Annotated in this window: 17 protein-coding genes; 2 read left to right on the forward strand and 15 right to left on the reverse strand. The window is 64.0% G+C overall.

The annotated features are described in order from the left end of the window. Positions 1-16: 16 nt before the first annotated feature. From AC1DMY_RS16490 to rpsB, 15 genes are all read right to left on the reverse strand, one after another. Positions 17-217, reverse strand: coding sequence for a hypothetical protein (locus AC1DMY_RS16490; protein WP_477165974.1), 201 nt, complete (start codon positions 215-217; stop codon positions 17-19). Positions 218-579: 362 nt separating this feature from the next. Continuing rightward, positions 580-1,197, reverse strand: coding sequence for a ribonuclease HII (locus AC1DMY_RS16495; protein WP_477165975.1), 618 nt, complete (start codon positions 1,195-1,197; stop codon positions 580-582). A gap of 13 nt (positions 1,198-1,210) precedes the next feature. Continuing rightward, positions 1,211-2,422, reverse strand: a complete 1,212-nt coding sequence (gene lpxB / locus AC1DMY_RS16500) for a lipid-A-disaccharide synthase (protein ID WP_477165976.1) — start codon at positions 2,420-2,422, stop codon at positions 1,211-1,213. A 62-nt stretch (positions 2,423-2,484) separates the two neighbouring features. Then, complete coding sequence (lpxA, locus tag AC1DMY_RS16505; RefSeq protein WP_441605253.1) at positions 2,485-3,258, reverse strand: acyl-ACP--UDP-N-acetylglucosamine O-acyltransferase; 774 nt, start codon at positions 3,256-3,258, stop codon at positions 2,485-2,487. Then, on the reverse strand, positions 3,255-3,728 hold the full coding sequence (gene fabZ / locus AC1DMY_RS16510) for a 3-hydroxyacyl-ACP dehydratase FabZ (protein WP_046972869.1): 474 nt from the start codon (positions 3,726-3,728) through the stop codon (positions 3,255-3,257). The genes lpxA and fabZ overlap by 4 nt, the downstream gene beginning before the upstream one ends. Then, positions 3,721-4,749, reverse strand: coding sequence for a UDP-3-O-(3-hydroxymyristoyl)glucosamine N-acyltransferase (gene lpxD, locus AC1DMY_RS16515; protein ID WP_477165977.1), 1,029 nt, complete (start codon positions 4,747-4,749; stop codon positions 3,721-3,723). Before lpxD ends, fabZ begins: the two co-directional genes overlap by 8 nt. A gap of 157 nt (positions 4,750-4,906) precedes the next feature. Then, a complete protein-coding gene (gene bamA, locus AC1DMY_RS16520) occupies positions 4,907-7,378 on the reverse strand; it encodes an outer membrane protein assembly factor BamA (RefSeq protein WP_477165978.1) in 2,472 nt (823 codons plus the stop codon). Positions 7,379-7,597: 219 nt separating this feature from the next. Further along, the gene (gene rseP, locus AC1DMY_RS16525; RefSeq protein WP_477165979.1) at positions 7,598-8,944 is read right to left on the reverse strand and encodes an RIP metalloprotease RseP; all 1,347 of its coding nucleotides are present in this window, start codon (positions 8,942-8,944) and stop codon (positions 7,598-7,600) included. A gap of 22 nt (positions 8,945-8,966) precedes the next feature. Beyond that, the gene (locus AC1DMY_RS16530; protein ID WP_477165980.1) at positions 8,967-10,154 is read right to left on the reverse strand and encodes a 1-deoxy-D-xylulose-5-phosphate reductoisomerase; all 1,188 of its coding nucleotides are present in this window, start codon (positions 10,152-10,154) and stop codon (positions 8,967-8,969) included. After that, positions 10,151-10,969 carry a phosphatidate cytidylyltransferase gene (locus AC1DMY_RS16535; protein WP_477165981.1) on the reverse strand — a complete coding sequence of 273 codons (819 nt, stop codon included), beginning with the start codon at positions 10,967-10,969 and terminating at the stop codon, positions 10,151-10,153. The genes AC1DMY_RS16530 and AC1DMY_RS16535 overlap by 4 nt, the downstream gene beginning before the upstream one ends. Positions 10,970-10,977: 8 nt before the next feature. Continuing rightward, a complete protein-coding gene (gene uppS, locus AC1DMY_RS16540) occupies positions 10,978-11,718 on the reverse strand; it encodes a polyprenyl diphosphate synthase (RefSeq protein WP_477165982.1) in 741 nt (246 codons plus the stop codon). Positions 11,719-11,743: 25 nt separating this feature from the next. Beyond that, positions 11,744-12,301 carry a ribosome recycling factor gene (gene frr / locus AC1DMY_RS16545; protein ID WP_046972862.1) on the reverse strand — a complete coding sequence of 186 codons (558 nt, stop codon included), beginning with the start codon at positions 12,299-12,301 and terminating at the stop codon, positions 11,744-11,746. Between the two features lie 161 nt (positions 12,302-12,462). Then, positions 12,463-13,185 (reverse strand): UMP kinase, encoded by a 723-nt coding sequence (pyrH, locus tag AC1DMY_RS16550; RefSeq protein ID WP_441605245.1) that lies wholly within the window; start codon positions 13,183-13,185, stop codon positions 12,463-12,465. Between the two features lie 235 nt (positions 13,186-13,420). Continuing rightward, on the reverse strand, positions 13,421-14,299 hold the full coding sequence (gene tsf, locus AC1DMY_RS16555) for a translation elongation factor Ts (protein ID WP_441605244.1): 879 nt from the start codon (positions 14,297-14,299) through the stop codon (positions 13,421-13,423). Positions 14,300-14,357: 58 nt separating this feature from the next. After that, the gene (gene rpsB, locus AC1DMY_RS16560; RefSeq protein ID WP_441605243.1) at positions 14,358-15,248 is read right to left on the reverse strand and encodes a 30S ribosomal protein S2; all 891 of its coding nucleotides are present in this window, start codon (positions 15,246-15,248) and stop codon (positions 14,358-14,360) included. Positions 15,249-15,592: 344 nt separating this feature from the next. On the opposite strand from rpsB, the gene map reads away from it, so the two are divergent. Together map and glnD are read left to right on the forward strand one after the other, a co-directional pair. Continuing rightward, positions 15,593-16,360 (forward strand): type I methionyl aminopeptidase, encoded by a 768-nt coding sequence (gene map / locus AC1DMY_RS16565; RefSeq protein ID WP_046973047.1) that lies wholly within the window; start codon positions 15,593-15,595, stop codon positions 16,358-16,360. Positions 16,361-17,100: 740 nt separating this feature from the next. Then, entirely contained in the window at positions 17,101-19,755 is a 2,655-nt protein-coding gene (gene glnD / locus AC1DMY_RS16570) for a [protein-PII] uridylyltransferase (RefSeq protein WP_477165983.1), read from the forward strand. Positions 19,756-19,759 lie beyond the last annotated feature (4 nt).

Consider the following 19,759-nt stretch of genomic DNA (forward strand, 5'->3'; position numbering starts at 1 on the left):
CGCCAGCCTGGACCATTCACCAGATATGAAAGCGTTCGCTGGCGTCGTAACGGTCGAGGTAGTGTTCCAGTCCTTCCACACGTAGCGGATGGCGGTCGTAGTCGACGTGACGGTATTCGGCGTCGGCGATCGCACTCATCTCTTCGAGCGTGAGTTGCGAGTGGGGCGTGAGATTGGGGCTGATGTCAGGCTCGTTGGGGCGGCGGGTGGTGCTCATGACGCAACTCCTGCGGTCGAATGCGCGCTTGGAGCTTGAGTGCCATGCGGCTGGGGAGACCGCATGGGCCAGCATCCCTGCTTACTGGAGACACCGCACCGCGTGGATCGTTCAGCGGGTGAGGGAGCAGGCGGTGGCTACCTTCCTTATCCATTCGGATGCAGCGGCGGCGAAAAAGGTTGCCTCGTCGTGCCTATCCAATGCCGGGCGCTGTTCCAGGATTCGAGCCTAGCGTAGCGCTATTGCGAGCCGATGACGTGGGTCAATGGACATGCATGACCAGCCGCTATTTGGCCTCATCGATGCATCTCGAGACGCGGCTCACGCCGAGTGAGTTGGACGTCTATTCCGTTTGGATCGTTCTAGAACAGCACGCCCTGGTCCACCAGGATCTTCACCGGCGCGAAGCTGCGTCGATGATGCGGGCACGGCCCCAGTCGCTGCAGCGCGGCCAGATGGGCCGGCGTGCCATAACCCTTGTGCTCGGCGAAGCCGTAGCCGGGATGCTGGCGATCGAGTTCCACCATCCAGCGGTCGCGGGTGACTTTGGCGAGGATCGATGCCGCACTGATCGCAGGCTCCAGCGCGTCGCCGCCGATGATGGCGCGCCCGGCGCAGGGCAGATCGCGCGGCAGGGCATTGCCGTCGATCCAGGCTTCGTGCGCACTGGGCGTGAGGCCCGCCAAGGCCCGGCTCATGCCCGTCATGGTGGCCTGGAAAATGTTGATGCGGTCGATCTCGTCGGACATCACCATCACGATGCTGTAGCTCAGCGCGCGTTCGACGATTTTCTCGTACAGCGCTTCGCGTTTGGCATGCGTGAGTTTCTTGGAGTCGTCCAGGCCGCGGATGCGTGGTTTGGACGGATCCAGGATCACCGCCGCCACCGCCACCGGACCGGCCAGCGGTCCGCGGCCGGCTTCGTCGACGCCAGCGATAAAGCGCACGACGGCATCGGCGGTTGGCGCTTCACGACGCATCCTGGCTCTTGTTTCAGGCATGCTGCGCCTCGATCAGCTCGGCGACCGCGTCGGCCGCCAGATCGCCGGCATGGCCTTGCAGATCGCCGCGCAAGGCGAGATGCAATTGCTCGAACGCGGCGACGATGGCGCCGCGCCGCTCGCTGTCCTGGAACAGCGCCAGCGTGGCCTGGGCCAGTCGGTCGGCGGTGAAATCGTCTTGCATCAGTTCGGGCACCAGCACGACGTCGTCGCCCATGCCGTTGGCGCGGGCCAGGATATTGGGCAGCGAATAGACGTCCGTCTTGAGCATGTTCAATGCACGCGCAATGCGGTAGCTCACTGGCGACACCCGATAACCCACCACCATCGGGCGCTTGGCCAGCATCGCCTCCAGCGTGGCCGTGCCCGAGGCGAGCATCACCACATCGGCGGCAAGCATCGCTTCGTGCGCATGGCCGTCGATCAGCTGCGGCGCGCTTTCGTCATCGGCATGGCCGATGATCTGCTTGAGGCTGGCATGCACGCGCTCATTCGCGGCCGGCACGATGATGCGCAGGCCCGGCATCTGCGCGGCGACCTTGCGCGCGGCCTCGATGAAAGCGCTGCCCAGTTGCTTGATTTCGGAACCGCGGCTACCCGGCAATACGGCGAGCACCGGAACGCTTAGCGGAATGCCGAGAAAATCACGGGCGCCGATGCGATCGGAAACCAGCGCAAAGCGGTCGGCCAAGGGATGGCCGACAAAGCGCGCATCGACGCCATGACGTGCATAGATCGCCGGTTCCATCGGGAACAGGCATAGCACGCGATTGGCGCTGCGGCCGATTTTTTCCGTGCGCTTCTCGCGCCAGGCCCAGACTGAAGGACTCACGTAGTGCACGGTGCGGATGCCGGCTTCGCGCAGGCGTTTTTCCACGCCGAGGTTGAAGTCGGGCGCGTCGATGCCGACCACCACATCGGGTCGTGCGGCAATGATGCGGGCCACCAGCTCCTTGCGCAGCTTCAGCAGCCTCGGCAGATGCGAGACGACTTCTGCAAAGCCGAATAGCGACAACTCGCGAATGTCGTACCAGGAGTCGAAGCCGGTGGCCTGCATGCGCGCGCCACCGATGCCGACGAAGCGCGCTTCGGGATAGCGGCGCCGGAGCGCCGCGATCAGGTCGGCGCCCAGCTGATCGCCGGAGTCTTCGCCAGCGATCACTGCGATGGTTGGGGCGCGTCTTGTCACCTGATTCTCAAGCATGTTGTGACCCGCCGTAAGAGCCAGAGCCCGTGCCTGATTTGTTGATATGAGCAAAGCTCATATCAACGTGCCAACGAACGCTCGCTGCGATCCAGGAACTCAAGCATGGCGCGCACGTCGTCGCTGTCGTTCGCCTGCGTGCTCAGCTGCTCGCGCGCATCAGCCAGCGTCAAGCCGGCCATGTACAGCGTCCGATAAGCGCGCTTGATGGCAGAAATACGCGTGGTATCGAAACCGCGACGCTTGAGGCCTTCGCTGTTGATGCCGCGCGGACGTCCACGTTGCTCGTTGGCCATCATCACGAACGGCGGCACGTCCGAGCCCAGCAGGCAGCCCATGCCGATGAACGCATGCGCGCCGATCTTGCAGAACTGGTGGGCGCCGGAGAAGCCGGCCATCACCACCCAGTCGCCCACTTCCACGTGGCCGGCGAGGGCGGAGTAGTTGGAGAACACCGTGTTGTTGCCGATCTGGCAATCGTGGGCGATGTGGACGTAGGCAAGAATCCAGTTGTCATTGCCGATGCGCGTGGCGCCGCCGCCATCGCTGGTGCCGCGGTTGATGGTGACGAACTCGCGGATCAGGTTGCGATCGCCAATGATCAGCTCGGTAGGCTCGCCCTTGAATTTCTTGTCCTGCGGCGCGCCACCCAAGGAGGCGAACTGGCTGATCTGGTTCTCGCGTCCGATGCGCGTGGGACCTTCGATCACCACGTGCGGACCGATCACCGTGCCTTCGCCGACATGCACGTCAGCGCCGATCACGCTGTACGCGCCGATGCTCACGTCATTGCCAATGACGGCGGAAGGATCGATCTGCGCGGTGGCATGGATCATTTGTCGGACCTCGCGGCGCACATCAGCTCGCAGCTCGCCACTTCCTTGCCGTTGACGATGGTGCGCGCCTCGAACAGGCCCATGCTGCGCAACAGGCGCTTGAGTTCGACTTCAAGGCGCAACTGATCGCCCGGCACCACTGGCGCGTTGAAGCGCGCGTTGTCCACCTTGGCCAGGTAGAACAGCGGGCTGCCGGTGGTGCCCTTGAGGCGGCTGGAGATCTGCGTGAGCAGGCCGGCAGCCTGGGCCATGGCTTCCACGATGAGCACGCCCGGCATCACCGGATGGCCCGGGAAGTGGCCCTGGAAGAACGGTTCGTTGATCGTCACGTTCTTGATCGCCACGGCGCTCTTGTCCGGCACCAGCTCGATCACACGGTCGACCAGCAGGAACGGATAGCGGTGCGGCAGCAGCTGCTGGATCTGTTCCACGTTCACGGGAAGGTGGAAAGGCACGGTCAGGTCACTCATTGTTGCTGTCCTTCTCCAGCGCCGAAAGGCGGCGCACGTATTCATCGAGATGCTTGAATCGGGCTGCGTTGCGCCGCCATTGGCGGTTTTCCTGCAGTGGGACGCCCGAGGAGTATTCACCGGGCTCGCGTATGGAGTGCGTGACCAGGCTCTTGGCGGTAATGGTAACCCGGTCGGCGACTTCCAGATGGCCCAGCACGCCGGCATTGCCGCCGATCATGCAGTAGCGCCCAATCTTGGCGCTGCCGGCCACGGCTGCACAGCCCGCCAAAGCGGTGTGCGCGCCGATATAGACGTTGTGGGCGATCTGGATCTGGTTGTCCAGGCGCACGTCTTCCTCGAGCACGGTGTCGTCGAGCGCACCGCGGTCGATGGTGGTGTTGGCGCCGATTTCGCAGTCATCGCCGATGCGCACGCCGCCCAGTTGCGGCAGCTTGATCCAGTGGTCGCGGTCGAAGGCGAGGCCGAAGCCGTCCGAACCGATCACCGCGCCGGGATGCACCAGTACCCGCTTGCCCAGCGTGACGCGGATCACCAGGGTCACCCGGGCGACCAGGCGGCACTGGGCGCCTACGGTGCACTCGGGGCCAATGATGCAGTGCGGGCCGAGAATCGCCCCGTCTTCCACCACGGCGCCATCCTCGATCACGCAACCGGGACCGATGCTGGCGGTCGGTGCCACGCGTGCGGTCGGCGCCACCACGGCGGAGGGGTGGATGCCCTGCGGCGAGGCAGGCAGGCGTTCGAACAGGGCGGCGATCTTGGCGTAGGCCACGTAGGGATCACGCGCCACCAGGGCAAGCACCGGGCTGTCGGCCACGTTTTCCTCGCGCATCACCACCACGCCGGCCCGGGTGGCCGTCAATTGCGAGGCGTATTTGCTGTTGGAGAGGAAGCTCAGCTGGCTCGGGCCGGCGCCGGCAAGGGTGCCCACGCCGTCGATGACGCGGGAGCCGTCGCCGTGGCACACCAGGCCAAAACGCTCGGCCAGCTCGGATACGGTGGTTTCAAAAACGCTCATGTCAGCTCCCTGCAATCGGGCCATTGTAGGGCTCCCCGCCGGGGGCATCAAAAGTGCCCGGCACGACGTCGTCGTCGCATCAGCGACGGTGGCCACAAAAAAGAAGGCGCGGCATGGCCGCGCCTTCTGCTGTTTCAACCTTGAGCCGGTCAGCTGATCAGAACTGGCTGCCGAAGGTGAACTGGATGCGCTCCTCGTAGTGACCATCATCCTGCTGGGTGCGTAGCGGCACGGCAAAGTTGATGATCAGCGGGCCGATCGGCGCCTGCCAGTGCAGCGAGAGACCGGTGGAAACGCGCAGCGTCTTGGCCGTGAAGCTCTGGTAATCCTGGTAGGCGTTACCCACGTCCACGAACCACGACACGCGTGCCGTGTTGATGTCCTTGAGGAACGGCAGCGGCAGGTACAGCTCAGCCGTGCCCAGCACCTTGAACGCGCCACCCAGCGGCTGTGCGTAGCTGTACACGCTGCCCTGGCAGGTGCCGTTCGGCAGCGGGGTGATCGGCACCTGCTTGCCCGTGGCCGGATCGGTCATGGTGCCTACGCAGACGCGCGGACCCAGCGTGTTGTCCTGGAAGCCGCGGACGTCGCGCACACCGCCGGAGTAGAAGTTCTCCCAGAACGGGAAAGTGATCTTCTCGCCGGCCGTGTAGGTGGTGCCGCCGTCGTTATCGAAGGTCTGGCCGTAGGTCTTGCCGTAACCGACCTGACCGTCCACATAGAGCACGAAGCCCTTGCCGATCGGCCAGTAATGGTTCGCCTCGCCCATGATCTTGTAGTACTGCACGGTGGAGCCGGGCAGGGCGATATCGGTCGACAACGAAATCAAGCCGCCGCGGGTCGGCGCCCAGTAACCGTTGCGCGTGTCGTGGTTCCAGCCCAGCGTGGCATCCCACGTATGGATGGTCTGGTGGCCCAGCGCGTTCTGGTAGTCGATCAGCACCTGCGGCGAGTAGTTGGCCGTCTGCGTGACGGTGTTGCCGTTCTCGTCGACGGTCAGATACTGGTAGCTGAGGTTGATCTTGTTGCTGCTGAGGCCCAGGCCGGCGCGGATGTTGTCCGTTTCGGAAATCGGGAAGCTCAGGAAGCTCGAGAACGACTTCATCGAACTTTCGTAGTTCACGAAGTCGCTGTTGGTGTCGCCGTAATTGCTCTTGGTGTAGCCGGCGTTGTAACCGATACCCACGCCGCTGTCGGTGAGGTAGGGGTTGAAGTAGCTGGCGTTGATGCTGGTGGAGAAGTCGCTGCGCGACGCACCGATGGTGAAGCTGTCACCGGTGCCCATGAAGTTGTTCTGCGACACCGACGCGGACAGGATGATGCCCGAGTACTGCGAATAGCCCACGCCGAACATCAGGCTGCCGGCGGACTGTTCTTCCACCTTCACGGTCAGGTCGACCTGGTCCTCGGTGCCCGGCACCAGCGCCTTGTCGATGTTGACCGTCTTGAAATAGCCCAGGCGCTGCAGGCGGATCTTCGAGCGGTCGATCGCCGGCTGCGAGAACCAGCTGCCTTCCAGCTGGCGCATTTCGCGGCGCATCACGTCGTCTTCCGTGCGGGTGTTGCCCTGGAAGATCACGCGGCGCACGTACACGCGCTTGCCCGGCTCGATGTAGAGCGTGAGGTCGACGGTACGCTTGTCCTTGTCCAGCTTCGGCACCGGCGTCACCTTGGCGAACGCGTAACCGATGCTGGCCAGGATGGTCTTGATCGCATTGGTGCTCGCTTCGATCGCCTTGCGATTGAAGGTGTCGCCCTTGTGCACGTAGACCAGCTGATGCAGCGAGTCCTCGGGGAGGATCAGCTCGCCGAGCAGGTGCACTTCGGAAATCGTGTAGATATCGCCTTCCTTGACGCTGGCGGCGATGTACATCGAGCGCTTGTCCGGCGCGATCGTCACCTGCGTGGAGTCGACGCCGAAGTCGGCGTAGCCGCGGTCCATGTAGTAGGACTGCAGCTTCTCCAGGTCGCCGGAAAGCTTTTCGCGCGAGTACTGGTCGTCCTTCGAATACCACGACAGCATGTTGGACGTGCTCGACTCGAAACCCTTGCGGATTTCCTTGTCGGTGAACGCCTTGTTGCCGACGATGTTGATTTCCTTGATCTTCGCGACCTTGCCTTCGCGAATTTCAATGTCGACGGCCACGCGGTTGCGATCGAGGTTGGTCACGTGCGGATCGACCGACACGTTGTACTTGCCGCGGTTGTAGTACTGGCGAACCAGTTCCTGCTGCACGCGATCAAGCGACAGGCGGTCGAAGGTCTCGCCTTCGGACAGGCCGATTTCCTTCAGGCCCTTGCGCAGGTCTTCTTCTTTGATGTCCTTGTTGCCGCGCAGGGTCAGCTTGGCGATCGAGGGACGCTCGACCACCTTGATGACCATGATGTCGCCTTCGCGATCGATTTCGACATCGCTGAAGAACTTGGTCTGATAAAGCGCACGAATGGCGCGCTGGGCGCCGTCGTTGGTCAGGCGGTCGCCACGGTTGATCGGCAGGTAGTTGAGTACCGTACCGGCAGAAATGCGGCTGAGGCCATCGATGCGGATATCGGAAACGACGAAGGGCTCGAAAGCGAGGACATTGGCGGACAGTGAGGCAAGCAGGATCAGGGCGGCGATACGCTTCATCGTCGATTCCGTTGGTTTATTCCGATGAGGCGGCTTTTTAAGACCGCCCCGATCAATTCGTGAAGCCAGGACAAGCCCAGCCTTGAAAGGGTGCTTGCATCTTCCCCAGATGCACCGGGTAAACCACCGCCATGTTTCCGTAGCAAGCGCGTGATCGCGCACGCTGCAGATACGGCTGTCCCTCGGACGTCGCGCGACTTTCGGCAAAGCCGGTGCGCGTCACGAGGGCAGGAAGCGATGGATGTCGTTGTAGAAAGCCAATCCCATTAACGTGAACAACATGACCAGGCCGACATACTGACCTGCCATCATCGCACGTTCGCTGACGGGACTGCCTTTGACCAACTCAATAAGGTAATACAGCAGCCAACCACCGTCCAAGACCGGTATCGGCATGAGGTTGAGGATCGCAAGACTTAGCGACACCATGGCCAGGAAACTGAAGAACCAGCCGATCCCCATGCTCGCCGAGGCGTTGGCCACCTGGGCGATGCCGATGACACCGGAAAGGTTCTTGGTCGATGCCTGTCCGGTCAGCATCTTGCCGATCATGTTGAAGGTGGAGGCGGCGCTGTTCCAGGTGGTTTCCAGCGAGGCGCCAACCGCCTTCAGCGGGCCGTAGCGAAGCACGGCCGGTTCGCGCTGGGCGAACTGCACGCCGATCACCCAATTGGTCGGCTGGCCTTCCAGCGACTCCATGCGGGCGGTGACGGACAGCGGAATGGTCTTGCCGTTGCGCTCCACCACGATGGCCAGGGTCGGCGACTTGGCCGCCTGCTCCGGCACCAGGCGCTGGAATTGCTCGTAGCTGTCCACGGCGGCGCCGTTGAGACTGATGACGCGGTCACCGCCCTGCATGCCGCCTACCGAGGCAGGCTTGCCCGGAAGCACGATGCCGACGATGGCCGGCGAAGGAGCCAGCTTGAGGCCGAGCTGGTCCAGGTATTGGCCGATGTCCTGGCCGGGCGGCAGCTGGTTCAGCGGCAACGTGAGGTTGCGCGTGCTGCCATCGGTGCCGCGAACTTCCATGGGCAGCGGATCGCGGCCGAGCATGGCATTGGCGACGACATCCATGGAGTCGCTCCAGGTCGCCACCACGTGGCCGCCCACACTCAGGATACGGTCACCGGTGCGCACACCTGCTTCGGCGGCCATGGTCTTGGGCGCGGCGTCGACGACTGGCGCAACGTCCGGCTTGCCCACTAGGAACATCAGCCAGAACGCGAACAGGGTGAAGATCAGATTGAAGCCCGGACCGGCGGCGACAATCGCGATGCGCTGCCATACCGGCTTGGCGGTGAACTCCTGGCCGGCGAGGGCGGGATCGACGTCGCCTTCGCGGGCGTCGAGCATCTTCACGTAGCCGCCCAGGGGGATCATGGCAACCTGGTACTCGGTGCCGTCCTTGCCGATGCGCTTCCAGATGGCCTTGCCGAAGCCCACGGAAAAACGCAGCACCTTGACGCCGCAACGCCGTGCTACCCAGTAGTGTCCAAATTCGTGAAAGGTCACCAGCACGCCTAGCGTGACAAGTAACCAAAACACTGAGCCAAATACACTATTCATCGGTGAGAGCTTATCAGGCTTGTCAGCAAGCGTTGCGAAGGATGCGGCGGGCGGCCTCGCGGGCCGTGCGGTCGCGTTCATTCAGGGTCTGGACATCGACCACAGCTTGCGGCGGCAGTTCCGTAAGGACGCTCTCAACGAGATCGGCGATGCCGAGGAAGGGTAGTCCGCCGGCAAGGAAAGCCTCGACGGCGACCTCGTTGGCAGCGTTGAGGATGGCGGTGGCGTCGCCCCCCGCCCGCAGCGCCTGGAAGGCCAGCGCAAGGCAGCGGAACGTCGCCAGATCCGGCTGCTGAAACGTCAGCGGGGCGCAGGCGGCCAGGTCCAGCGGCGCCACGCCTGCTTCGATACGCGCCGGCCACGCCAGCGCATGGGCGATCGCCGTGCGCATGTCCGGATTGCCCAGTTGGGCCAGCACCGAACCGTCGACGTATTCGACCATCGAATGCACCAGGCTTTGCGGATGCACCAGCACGTCGATCACGTCGGGGCCGGCGCCAAACAAATGATGCGCCTCGATGACTTCCAGGCCCTTGTTCATCAGGGTGGCCGAGTCCACCGAAATCTTGCGTCCCATCACCCAGTTGGGGTGTTTGCAGGCCTGTTCCGGGGTGACGCCGGCAAGTTCGGCGCGCGTGCGGCCACGGAACGGGCCGCCGGACGCGGTCAGGATGAGACGGCGCACGCCGCTGGCGGCCAGGTTGGGACGGCCGCCCGGCAAGCACTGGAAGATCGCGTTGTGTTCCGAATCCACCGGAATCAACTCGCCGCCGCCGACCGCCAGCGCGTCCAGCAACAGCGCGCCGGCCATCACGATGGACTCTTTGTTGGCCAGCAGCAGGCGCTTGCCGCTACGTGCGGCGGCCAGCGTGGAGTCCAGTCCGGCGGCGCCGACGATGGCCGCCACCACGGTGTCGCACAGGTCGCCCGAGACGGCCTGGGTGACGGCGTCATGGCCGCTGGCGACGTCACAGCGCACGCCGGCCGCAGTCAGTCGGCGAACCAGCTCGGCTTCGAGCGACGGATCGGCGATGACCGCAAGTTCCGGACGGAAACGAACGCACAACTCGGCCAGCGCGGCGACATTGCTGTGCGCCGCAAGCACGGTGGCGCGAAAACGGTCGGGATGGCGGGCAATCACATCCAGCGTGCTGCCACCGATCGAGCCGGTCGCACCCAGTACCGCCACCTTGCGCAAGCTATGACTCATAGACCCAGCAAAAGCATGCCGGCAGCGAACACCGGCATCGCGGCGAACACGCTGTCCAGGCGATCAAGCAGGCCGCCATGGCCGGGGAACAGATTGCCCGAATCCTTCACGGCGGCATGGCGCTTCATCAGGCTCTCGAACAGATCGCCGACGATCGAAACGACCACGACAAACACCGACAGCACCAGCAGGCCGATCAGCTTGCCACCGCTGACGCCGAGCATCGAGCCACCGACGCCAGCGACGATGGCGCCCGCCACGAAGGCGCCATAGACGCCCGCCCAGGTCTTGCCCGGGCTGATGGTGGGAGCGAGCTTGCGACGGCCGAACTGGCGGCCGCTGAAATAGGCGCCGATGTCGGCGGCCCAGACGATCAGCAGCGCGAGCATGGTCCACCAGTTGCCGCGGTCGGCCGCGCCATGGATGGTCACGGCGGCGATCCACGCCGGCACGATGGTCAGCAGGCCGGCGCCCAGCTTGATCAGCATATTTTCGCGCGTGGGCGCGGCGCCGAAGGCGAAGTGGCGCAGCCATTGGCCGACCACGATCCACCAGCTCACGCCGATGCCGATCAGCACCGGCCAGGCGATGCCGCCGCGCGCCCACCAGCACAGCGCGAAGATCGCGGCGGTGAGCACCAGCAGGGCGGCGCGTGCCGCGGTTTCCTTCAAGCCCGACAGCCGGGTCCATTCCCACATCGCGGCAAGAAAGGCGAGAGCGACGATCGCCGCAAACAGGCCCGTCGGCGCCAGCAGGATCAGGGCGATCACCAGCGGGGCGAGCAGCAATGCGGTCAAGGTGCGCTGGAGCAGCATGAGTGTCCTTACGCCTGTTTGGCGACTTGGTCGCCGGTCTTGCCGAAACGGCGTTCGCGGCGTGCGTAATCGTCGATGGCGCTTTTCAAACAAGCCTCGTCGAAATCGGGCCACAGGGTATCGGTAAAGTGCAGCTCCGCGTAGGCAAGCTGCCACAAAAGAAAGTTGCTCACGCGGCACTCGCCGCCGGTTCGGATAAACAGATCCAGTGGCGGCAGTTCGGCCAGGCACATGCCCTGGCCAAGCAGGGTTTCGTCGATGTCCTCGGCGCGCAGCTCCCCGCGTGCCACTGCTTCGGCGGCTTTGCGCGCGGCTTGCACAATGTCCCAGCGACCGCCGTAACTCACTGCGATGTTCAGATGCAGCGCATCGTTGCCGGCGGTGCGTGCCATCGCGGCCAGCATGCGCTGGCGCAGGCCGGTTTCGAAACTGGCCAGATCACCGACGAAACGAATGCGTACGCCGTTGCCGTGCAGTTCGTCCACTTCCTTGTCCAGCGCGCGCACGAACAATTCCATCAGCGCGCCGACTTCATCCTGCGGGCGCTGCCAGTTCTCGCTGGAGAACGCGAACAGCGTGAGCACTTTGACGCCTTGGCGCAGGCAGCTTTCGACCACGTTGCGCACGGCCTTGCGTCCGGCGTTGTGGCCGAACGTGCGCGGTCGGTGGCGCAGCTTCGCCCAGCGGCCGTTTCCATCCATCACGATGGCGACGTGGCGCGGTGTCCGCGCGGGATCGGCGCTGGTCATGGGCAGGCGCTCAGAGCGATGGCGCTTAGAGCGCCATCAGCTCCTCTTCCTTGTTCTTGACGACGCCGTCGACGTCTTTGACGAAGCGATCGGTCAGCTTCTGGATTTCGTCTTCCGCCTTGCGCTCATCGTCTTCCGTGATCAGCTTTTCCTTGAGCAGATCCTTGACCTGCTGCATGGCGTCGCGACGCACGTTGCGGATGGCGATCTTGGCGTCCTCGCCTTCATGCGCCACGTGCTTGGCCAGCTCGCGGCGACGCTCTTCGGTGAGCGGCGGCATGTTGAGGCGGATGGTGAGGCCGGAGGTATTCGGCGTGATGCCGACGTCCGAGGCCATGATGGCTTTTTCGATCGGGCCGACCAGGGTCTTTTCGAACGGGGTGATGATGATCGAGCGCGAATCGCCCAGCGCCACCGTGGCCACCTGGTTCAGCGGCATGTCCGAGCCGTAGTACGGCACCTTGATGCCGTCGACCAGGGCAGTGCTCGCGCGACCCGTGCGCAGGCGCAGCAAGTTGTGCTTGAGCGAGTCGATGCTCTTGCCCATGCGGGTCTGGGCATCGTTCTTGATGTCGTTAAGCATGGGAAACCCCTCAAACCGTGCAAGCCCGCGAGTATAGCAGGGGGCCATGGGGGCGGGGCGGGGGAGTGGGTCGCGGCGACAGCTTAAGGTGAGGGATGGCTGCCAGGGATGTGGGGTGAGCAGCGTCCCCGCCACTCGCCGCCCACTCCTCACTCAGTCCCTCAGTCGTCCGACACCAGCGTGCCGATCGCCTCGCCCTGCATGATGCGCATGAGGTTGCCTGGCACGGTCATGTCGTAGATGCGCAGCGGCATGCCGTGGTCGCGGCACAGCGCGATGGCGGCGGTATCCATCACGGCCAGCTTGCCCTCGATCACCTGGTCGTAGGTGAGCGTGTCGTAGCGCGTGGCGTCCTTGTGGCGAGCCGGGTCGGCGGTATAGACGCCATCCACCTTGGTGGCCTTCAGCAGCAGATCCGCGCCCACTTCCACGGCGCGCAGCGCGGCGGCCGAGTCGGTGGTGAAGAACGGATTGCCGGTGCCGGCCGCGAACAGCACGATGCGGCCCTTTTCGATATGGCGGATCGCGCGGCGGCGGATGAAGTCTTCGGACACGTCGTGGATCTGGATCGCGCTCATCACGCGGGCAAAGCCGCCGCGACGCTCGATGGCGTCCTGCATGGCCAGTGCGTTCATCACGGTCGCCAGCATGCCCATGTGGTCGCCGGTGACACGGTCCATGCCGGCTGCCGCCAGGCCTGCGCCGCGGAAGATGTTGCCGCCACCGATGACCACGCCGATCTGGATGCCGGCCCGTTGGACTTCGATGATTTCATCGGCGAGGCGGCCGATCACTTTCGGGTCGATGCCGTAGTCGGCCTCGCCCATGAGGGCTTCACCGGAGAGTTTGAGCAGGATGCGGCGGTAATTAAGCGGTGCGCTCATGGGGTCTCCGGATTGTGTGGGCAAAACGCGCGTATTGTAACGGCAGTGACGCGAACGGGTAAGGGTTGCGTGCCGTCGCGGGGGAAGAAAAGCCGGCATCACCGTGGGGTCGGGGATGGATGGCGCGGGCTTGGCTTCCGCGATATCGGGTACGGCGCGGCGGCCGCTGGCTTTCATAAAAAAAGAAGCCGCGGTTGCCCGCGGCTTCTTCGAGACTTTCCTGCAATGTGAGGCCTTAGACCTGCATCGCCTTGGCCACTTCGGCCAGATAGTCTTCCTGCACCTTCTCGATGCCTTCGCCGACGGCCAGGCGGACCACGGCCACGACGTCAGCGCCTTCCTTCTTCAGGACGTCGCCGACAGTGACATTGGTGTCCAGCACGTAGGGCTGGCCGACCAGGGTCACTTCCGACACGATCTTGTTGATCTTGCCGGAGATGATCTTCTCAAGGATGTCGGCCGGCTTGGCCTTGTCCTTGTCGGTCATCTGGCTCAGCGCGATGTCCTTTTCCTTCGCGATGAACTCGGCCGGGACGTGCTCCGGCTTGATGTGCGGCGGGTTCATGGCGGCCACGTGCATGGCGATGCCCTTGGCCAGCTCTTCCGAGCCGCCCTTGAGCGCCACGATCACGCCGATCTTGCCGCCGTGCGAATAGGTGGCCAGCGGGCCATCGTTCGCGACGTGGGCAATGCGGCGCACTTCGATCTTCTCGCCGATGGTGGCGGTCTGGGACTTGGCGGCGGCTTCGACGCTGTCGGCGCCCGGGAAGGCGGCGGCCTTGGCGGCGTCGATGTCGGCAGCGCCGGAAGCCAGCACGGCTTCGGCCACTTCGTTGGTGAACTGCACGAAGTTCGGCGCCTTGGCGACGAAGTCGGTTTCGCTGTTCACTTCGACCAGCACGGCATTGCCGTTGCCCTGGGCGGTGGCGATGCGGCCTTCGGCAGCAACGCGGTCAGCCTTCTTGTCGGCCTTGGCCAGGCCGGTCTTGCGCAGGTATTCCACAGCGGCGTCGATGTCGCCGTTGTTCTCGACCAGCGCCTTTTTGCAATCCATCATGCCGGCGCCGGAGCGCTCGCGCAGTTCGCTAACCAGTTTTGCGGAAATGGCGGTCATCTGGGTTCCTCAAAAGCTTTAATGCGCCCCGACCCTTGCGGGCCGGGGCAGGGAAGGCTTACTCGCCGTCCGACGACGGCTCGTCGGCGCGACCGCGGCCACCACGGCCACCGTCACGACGCGGCGCGCCAGCGCCCTTTTTGGCCGGACCACGGTTGTTGCGGTCGTCACGGCGCGGGGCAGCCTTGCGCTCGTCCTTGGCCACCGGGTTGCCTTCTTCGTCGAGTTCGACGAACTCGTTGGCGTCGCCCTGGGCGGCAGCCGGCGCAGCGGCCTTGCCTTCCAGGATGGAGTCGGCAGCGGCGCGGGCGTACAGCTGGATGGCGCGGATGGCGTCGTCGTTACCCGGGATGGCGTAATCGACCAGTTCCGGGTTGTAGTTGGTGTCGACCACGGCGATCACCGGGATGCCAAGCTTCTTGGCTTCCTGCACGGCGATGTCTTCGTGACCGATGTCGATGATGAACAGCGCGTCGGGCAGACGGTTCATGTCCTTGATGCCGCCCAGCGAATTCTGCAGCTTGTCGCGCTCACGGCGGCGGGCCAGCACTTCGTGCTTGACCAGCTTCTCGAAGCTGCCGTCGGTTTCAGCGGCTTCCAGTTCCTTCAGGCGGGCAACAGACTGCTTCACGGTGCGGAAGTTGGTCAGCATGCCGCCGAGCCAGCGGGCGGTCACGAACGGCATACCGGCGCGTGCGGCTTCTTCAGCCAACGGCTCGCGGGCCGAACGCTTGGTGCCGACGAACAGCACGGTGCCACGCTTCTGGGCGATGGCCGACAGGAAGTTCATCGCGTCGGTGAAGAGCGGCAGCGTCTTCTCGAGGTTGATGATGTGGATCTTGCCGCGGGCGCCAAAGATGTACGGAGCCATCTTCGGGTTCCAGTAACGGGTCTGGTGACCGAAATGCACGCCAGCTTCGAGCATTTGGCGCATGGTGACTTGAGCCATGGTGTAACTCCAAATTGTTGGGTCGGCCCTGAAAGGCGATTGACCCGGGGGTTGGGACCTCCACGCATCCCCGACTTCGACCCCGGCAGCCCGTTATGATTGGGTAGGCTGACCAAGGCACCCCGAAGACGGTGCCGATGCGTGTGTGGCGTTTAAGTGTCCGATCAAGGACTTGTGGGGGTTGCACCGCAACGCGGTTACAATCTCCCTCGCTTTGCGACGACCGTCTGGACCCATGAAATGGGACGCGTCGGGTCAGCAAAACTTCGAAATTGTAGCCGGTGCGCCGGCGATGCGGCAAGTCGCTGGATTTTCAGCAGGTTTGCCGCCATGTGAGTAGAACTATGGCAGTCACCCTTAAAACCCCCGAAGACATCCAGGCCATGCGCGAGGCCGGCAAGCTGGCCGCCGAAGTGCTTGCCATGCTCAAAGAGCATGTGAAGCCCGGCGTGACCACCGAAGACCTCGACCGGCTGGCCTACGAGCACATCGTCAATGTGCAGAAGGCGATCCCGGCCAACGTGGGCTACAACGGCTTTCCCAAGACGCTGTGCACCTCGGTCAACCATGTGATCTGCCACGGCATTCCGACGCCGGGCAAGGTCCTCAAGGACGGCGACATCATCAATCTCGATGTCACCGTCATCAAGGACGGCTGGCACGGCGATACCAGCCGCATGTATTTCGTCGGCACCCCGTCGGTGCTGGCCAAGCGCCTGGTGGACACCACCTACGAAGCGATGATGCACGGCATCCAGGCGGTGCGCCCGGGCGCGACGCTGGGCGACATCGGCGCGGCGATCCAGAAGCATGCGGAGGCTGCCGGTTTCTCGGTGGTGCGCGAGTATTGCGGGCACGGCATCGGCAAGGTCTATCACGATGAGCCGCAGATCCTGCATTACGGGCGTCCGAGTACGGGTCTGGAACTGAAGAAGGGCATGACGTTTACGGTCGAGCCGATGATCAATGCGGGCAAGCCGCAGACCAAGCAGTTGCCGGATGGCTGGACGGTGGTGACCAAGGATCACTCGTTGTCGGCGCAGTGGGAGCACACGATTGCGGTGACGGATGATGGCTTTGAGATTTTGACGCCTTGGCCGGATGCGGCTTGAGGCCGTTTGAATTTTGAAGGTTGAGGGAAGGTCGCTGCGGCGGCCTTTCTTTTTGGCTCGTCATCCCGGCGCAGGCCGGAAGCGCTTTTCAACAGCCGAAGGCTGGTCATCCAGTTTCGTCAGTCTTCGGTTGTCGCCTTGAGGCCAGCGTGCCGCCTACGCGGCGGGCGTTTCGATCGGCTGCCGCCGCTCGAGTCACTTTTCTCTTGCTGGCCCAAGAGATCCCACGGGACTAGCTTCGCGTCGAAAGTAACCCAAAGAGAATGGCCAGATAACGCCCGCAGCATCGTGTTGGGATAAGCCCGAACGCTCGATGTGCGTCGTTATGGGACAGCCTCCGAGGGTACACAGCGGGTACTTCAAAGCGCTGCGCAACGCGCCCGAATCGCTGAGGACTTAAAGCGGGGCCTCGCTGCGCATCGGCTTTGGGTCACTGATGGCGCACTTGGTGCCGCGCCTGGCGCTTGTCTGTGGGAGCGCACCCTGTGCGCGACAGCCACGATGCGATGTACCGCTCCGTAGGTTTGTCGCGCAGAGGGTGCGCTCCCACAAGTTTTTCACCCTCTCCCTTTTGGGGAGAGTTCTGGGGTGATCGGTGGGGGCTTGCGGCGGCGTTGCAAACGAAGCCGCTTTATCTGGCTTGGGCTTTTGCAAATATTTTCTGGTCTTGACCACAATTTGCCCTGCGCCAAACCCCCATGCATGGCAGACTTGCTGCATCGCCACATGCGTCCCCCTCCATGCCTGTCGCTCCGATCGTGTTGCCTCCCTTGCCACGCCTGCCTGCGGCGGTGCCGCGGTCGGGTGTGTCGACGGATGCGCGGCGGGCGCTGCGGCAGTTGCTAGGTGACGTGGATCGGGCGTTGGCTACGGCGTTTCGCGATGGGGCGGATGCGGCGGCGTTGGCGCAGCGGCGTGGCGAGTCCGTCCAGCGCATCGTGGTGCATGTGTGGACGGCTTGCCTGGGCGACGTGAGCGACGCTGCATTGTTCGCCGTCGGCGGCTTCGGTCGCGGCTTGCTGTTTCCGCATTCGGACGTCGATTTGCTGGCGCTCGTCGGTCCATCCCAACCGGCGCGACTGCGAGCGCTGGAGCAATGCTTCGCCACACTGTGGGACATCGGTCTGAAAGTAGGCCACGCCGTGCGCGACCTGCCGCAGTGCCGAGCTCTGGCCAGGCAGGACGCCAGCGTATTCACCAGCCTGCTCGATGCGCGCCGATTGGTGGGTGATCCATCGATGGAGGAGGGGCTCAAGGCGATCGTCAACGATCCGGCCATGTGGCCGCCCGCTGAGTATCTTGCGGTGCGCCTGTCCGAGCGCGATGCGCGCCACGCGCGCTACAACGACACGGCGTACAACCTCGAACCCAATCTCAAGGATGGTCCTGGCGGCCTGCGCACGCTCGATGCGTTGCGTTGGCTGGGTCGTCGTCTCGCGCATGCGGACGACTTCGATGACATGGTCGAGGAAGGCCTGCTCGATCCCGCTGAAAAGGACACGCTGGAACAATCCGAAGCGACGTTGCGTCGCTATCGCTACGCCTTGCATCTGGAAGCGGGCCGCGCCGAAGAACGCCTGCTGTTCGACTACCAGCGGGCACTCGCCGCGCGGCTGGGCTTCCAGGACGAACACGAGAAGAACCTCGGCGTTGAACAGTTCATGCAGGGCTATTATCGCGCCGCCAGTCAGGTGGAGCGTTTGGGTGTGCAGATCGCCGAGCGCTTCGAGGAGATGCTGGAGCCGCTCGCGCCGCCGCAACCGGTGGGCGAGGATTTCGTGCGCTACGGCAGGCGATTGGCTGTACGCGATCCGGATCTATTCATGCGCCGACCGGCAGCGTTGGTCGAGGCCTTTATTGCGCGATTGGGCGAATCAGGCATTACGGGCTTCACCGCGGACACCATGCGTCGCATGCATCAGGCATCGGCTGCGCTGGATCGCGAACTCGCCGACGACCCCGACGTACTGGCAGCGTTCCTGCGCCTGCTGCGGTTGGGCGCGCCGGCGGTCGAGGCGATGTGGCGGATGAATCGCCATGGTCTGCTGGCGGCGATCCTTCCTGCGTTCGGCAAAGTTTTTGGCCGCATGCAGTACGACTTGTTCCACGTCTACACGGTCGACGAACACACGCTGCGCGTGCTGCGCAATATGGCGCGCTTTGCCGACGCGGACGCTGCGAACGATTTCCCCATCGCATGCAAGATCTGGCCAGGTCTGCCCAAGCCGGAACTGATGCTGCTGGCCGGACTGTTTCATGACATCGCCAAAGGCCGCGGTGGCGATCACTCCGTGCTTGGCGAAGAAGAGGCGCTTGCCTTCGGTCGACGACTGGGTTTGCCAGAGGACGATACGCAGCTCATCGCTTGGCTGGTGCGCTGGCATCTGCTGATGAGCACCACGGCGCAGCGACAAGACATCACCGATCCCGACGTTGTGCATCGTTTTGCCGAGACGGTGGACACGCCCGAGCGGCTGGACTACCTGTACCTGCTGACCATCGCCGACATCATCGGCACCAGTCCCAAGTTGTGGAATGGCTGGAAGGATCGTCTGCTGGCGGATCTGTATACGTCCACGCGCTATGCGCTGCGCAGCGAAGACGAGTTGCCGTCCGATGCCGCCGCACGCGTGCGCCACTGCAGCGAACAGGCGCTGGCGCTGCTGGAACAGGAAGGCTTCACTGCGGACGCCTGCCAGCGTGTGTGGCGCGGTTTCCCGGAATCGAGTTTCCTGCGCCACCGGCCCGAACAGATTGCCTGGCAGACCTCGGCGATTCTGCGCGCCAAGGGAGCGACGCCGCTGGTTGAGGTGCATCCGAAGTCGGTGCGTGGCACCACCGAGTTGTTTGTCTACGTACCCGATCGCGACGGCTTGTTTGCCGCCGTCACGGCCATGCTCGATCGCCTGCATTTGTCCGTGATGGAAGCGCGCATTCTCAGTTCGCCCACCGGCATGGCGCTGGATACCTTCCTGTTGCTCGAAGCAGATACGCAGCAGCCTGCCTCGCCGGAGCGCGCCGATGAGCTCAAGCAGCGCCTGCATCGCGCCCTGTCGCAGCCGGGCCACGTGCACCAGCCGTCGCGCCGCAGCATGTCGCGGCATCTGAAGCATTTCCAGGCGGCGCCGAAGATTGCCTTCAGCACGGTCAATGGCCGAACACGCCTGGCCCTGGTGTGCAGCGATCGTCCCGGCCTGCTCGCGGCGGTAGCGCAGGGCATGATGGATGCCGGCGTGCGCGTGCACGATGCGCGCATTGCCACCTTCGGCGAGCGCGTGGAGGATTTTTTCCTTATCACCGACCGCCACGACGCGCCCTTGAGCATCGAGTTGCAGGATCGACTGCTGCATGCCTTGCTCGAACGGCTGGGGCCCGCCAAGGAAAAACGTGCCTGAGGCG

The sequence above is a fragment of the Dyella sp. 01L423 genome (assembly GCF_056399945.1).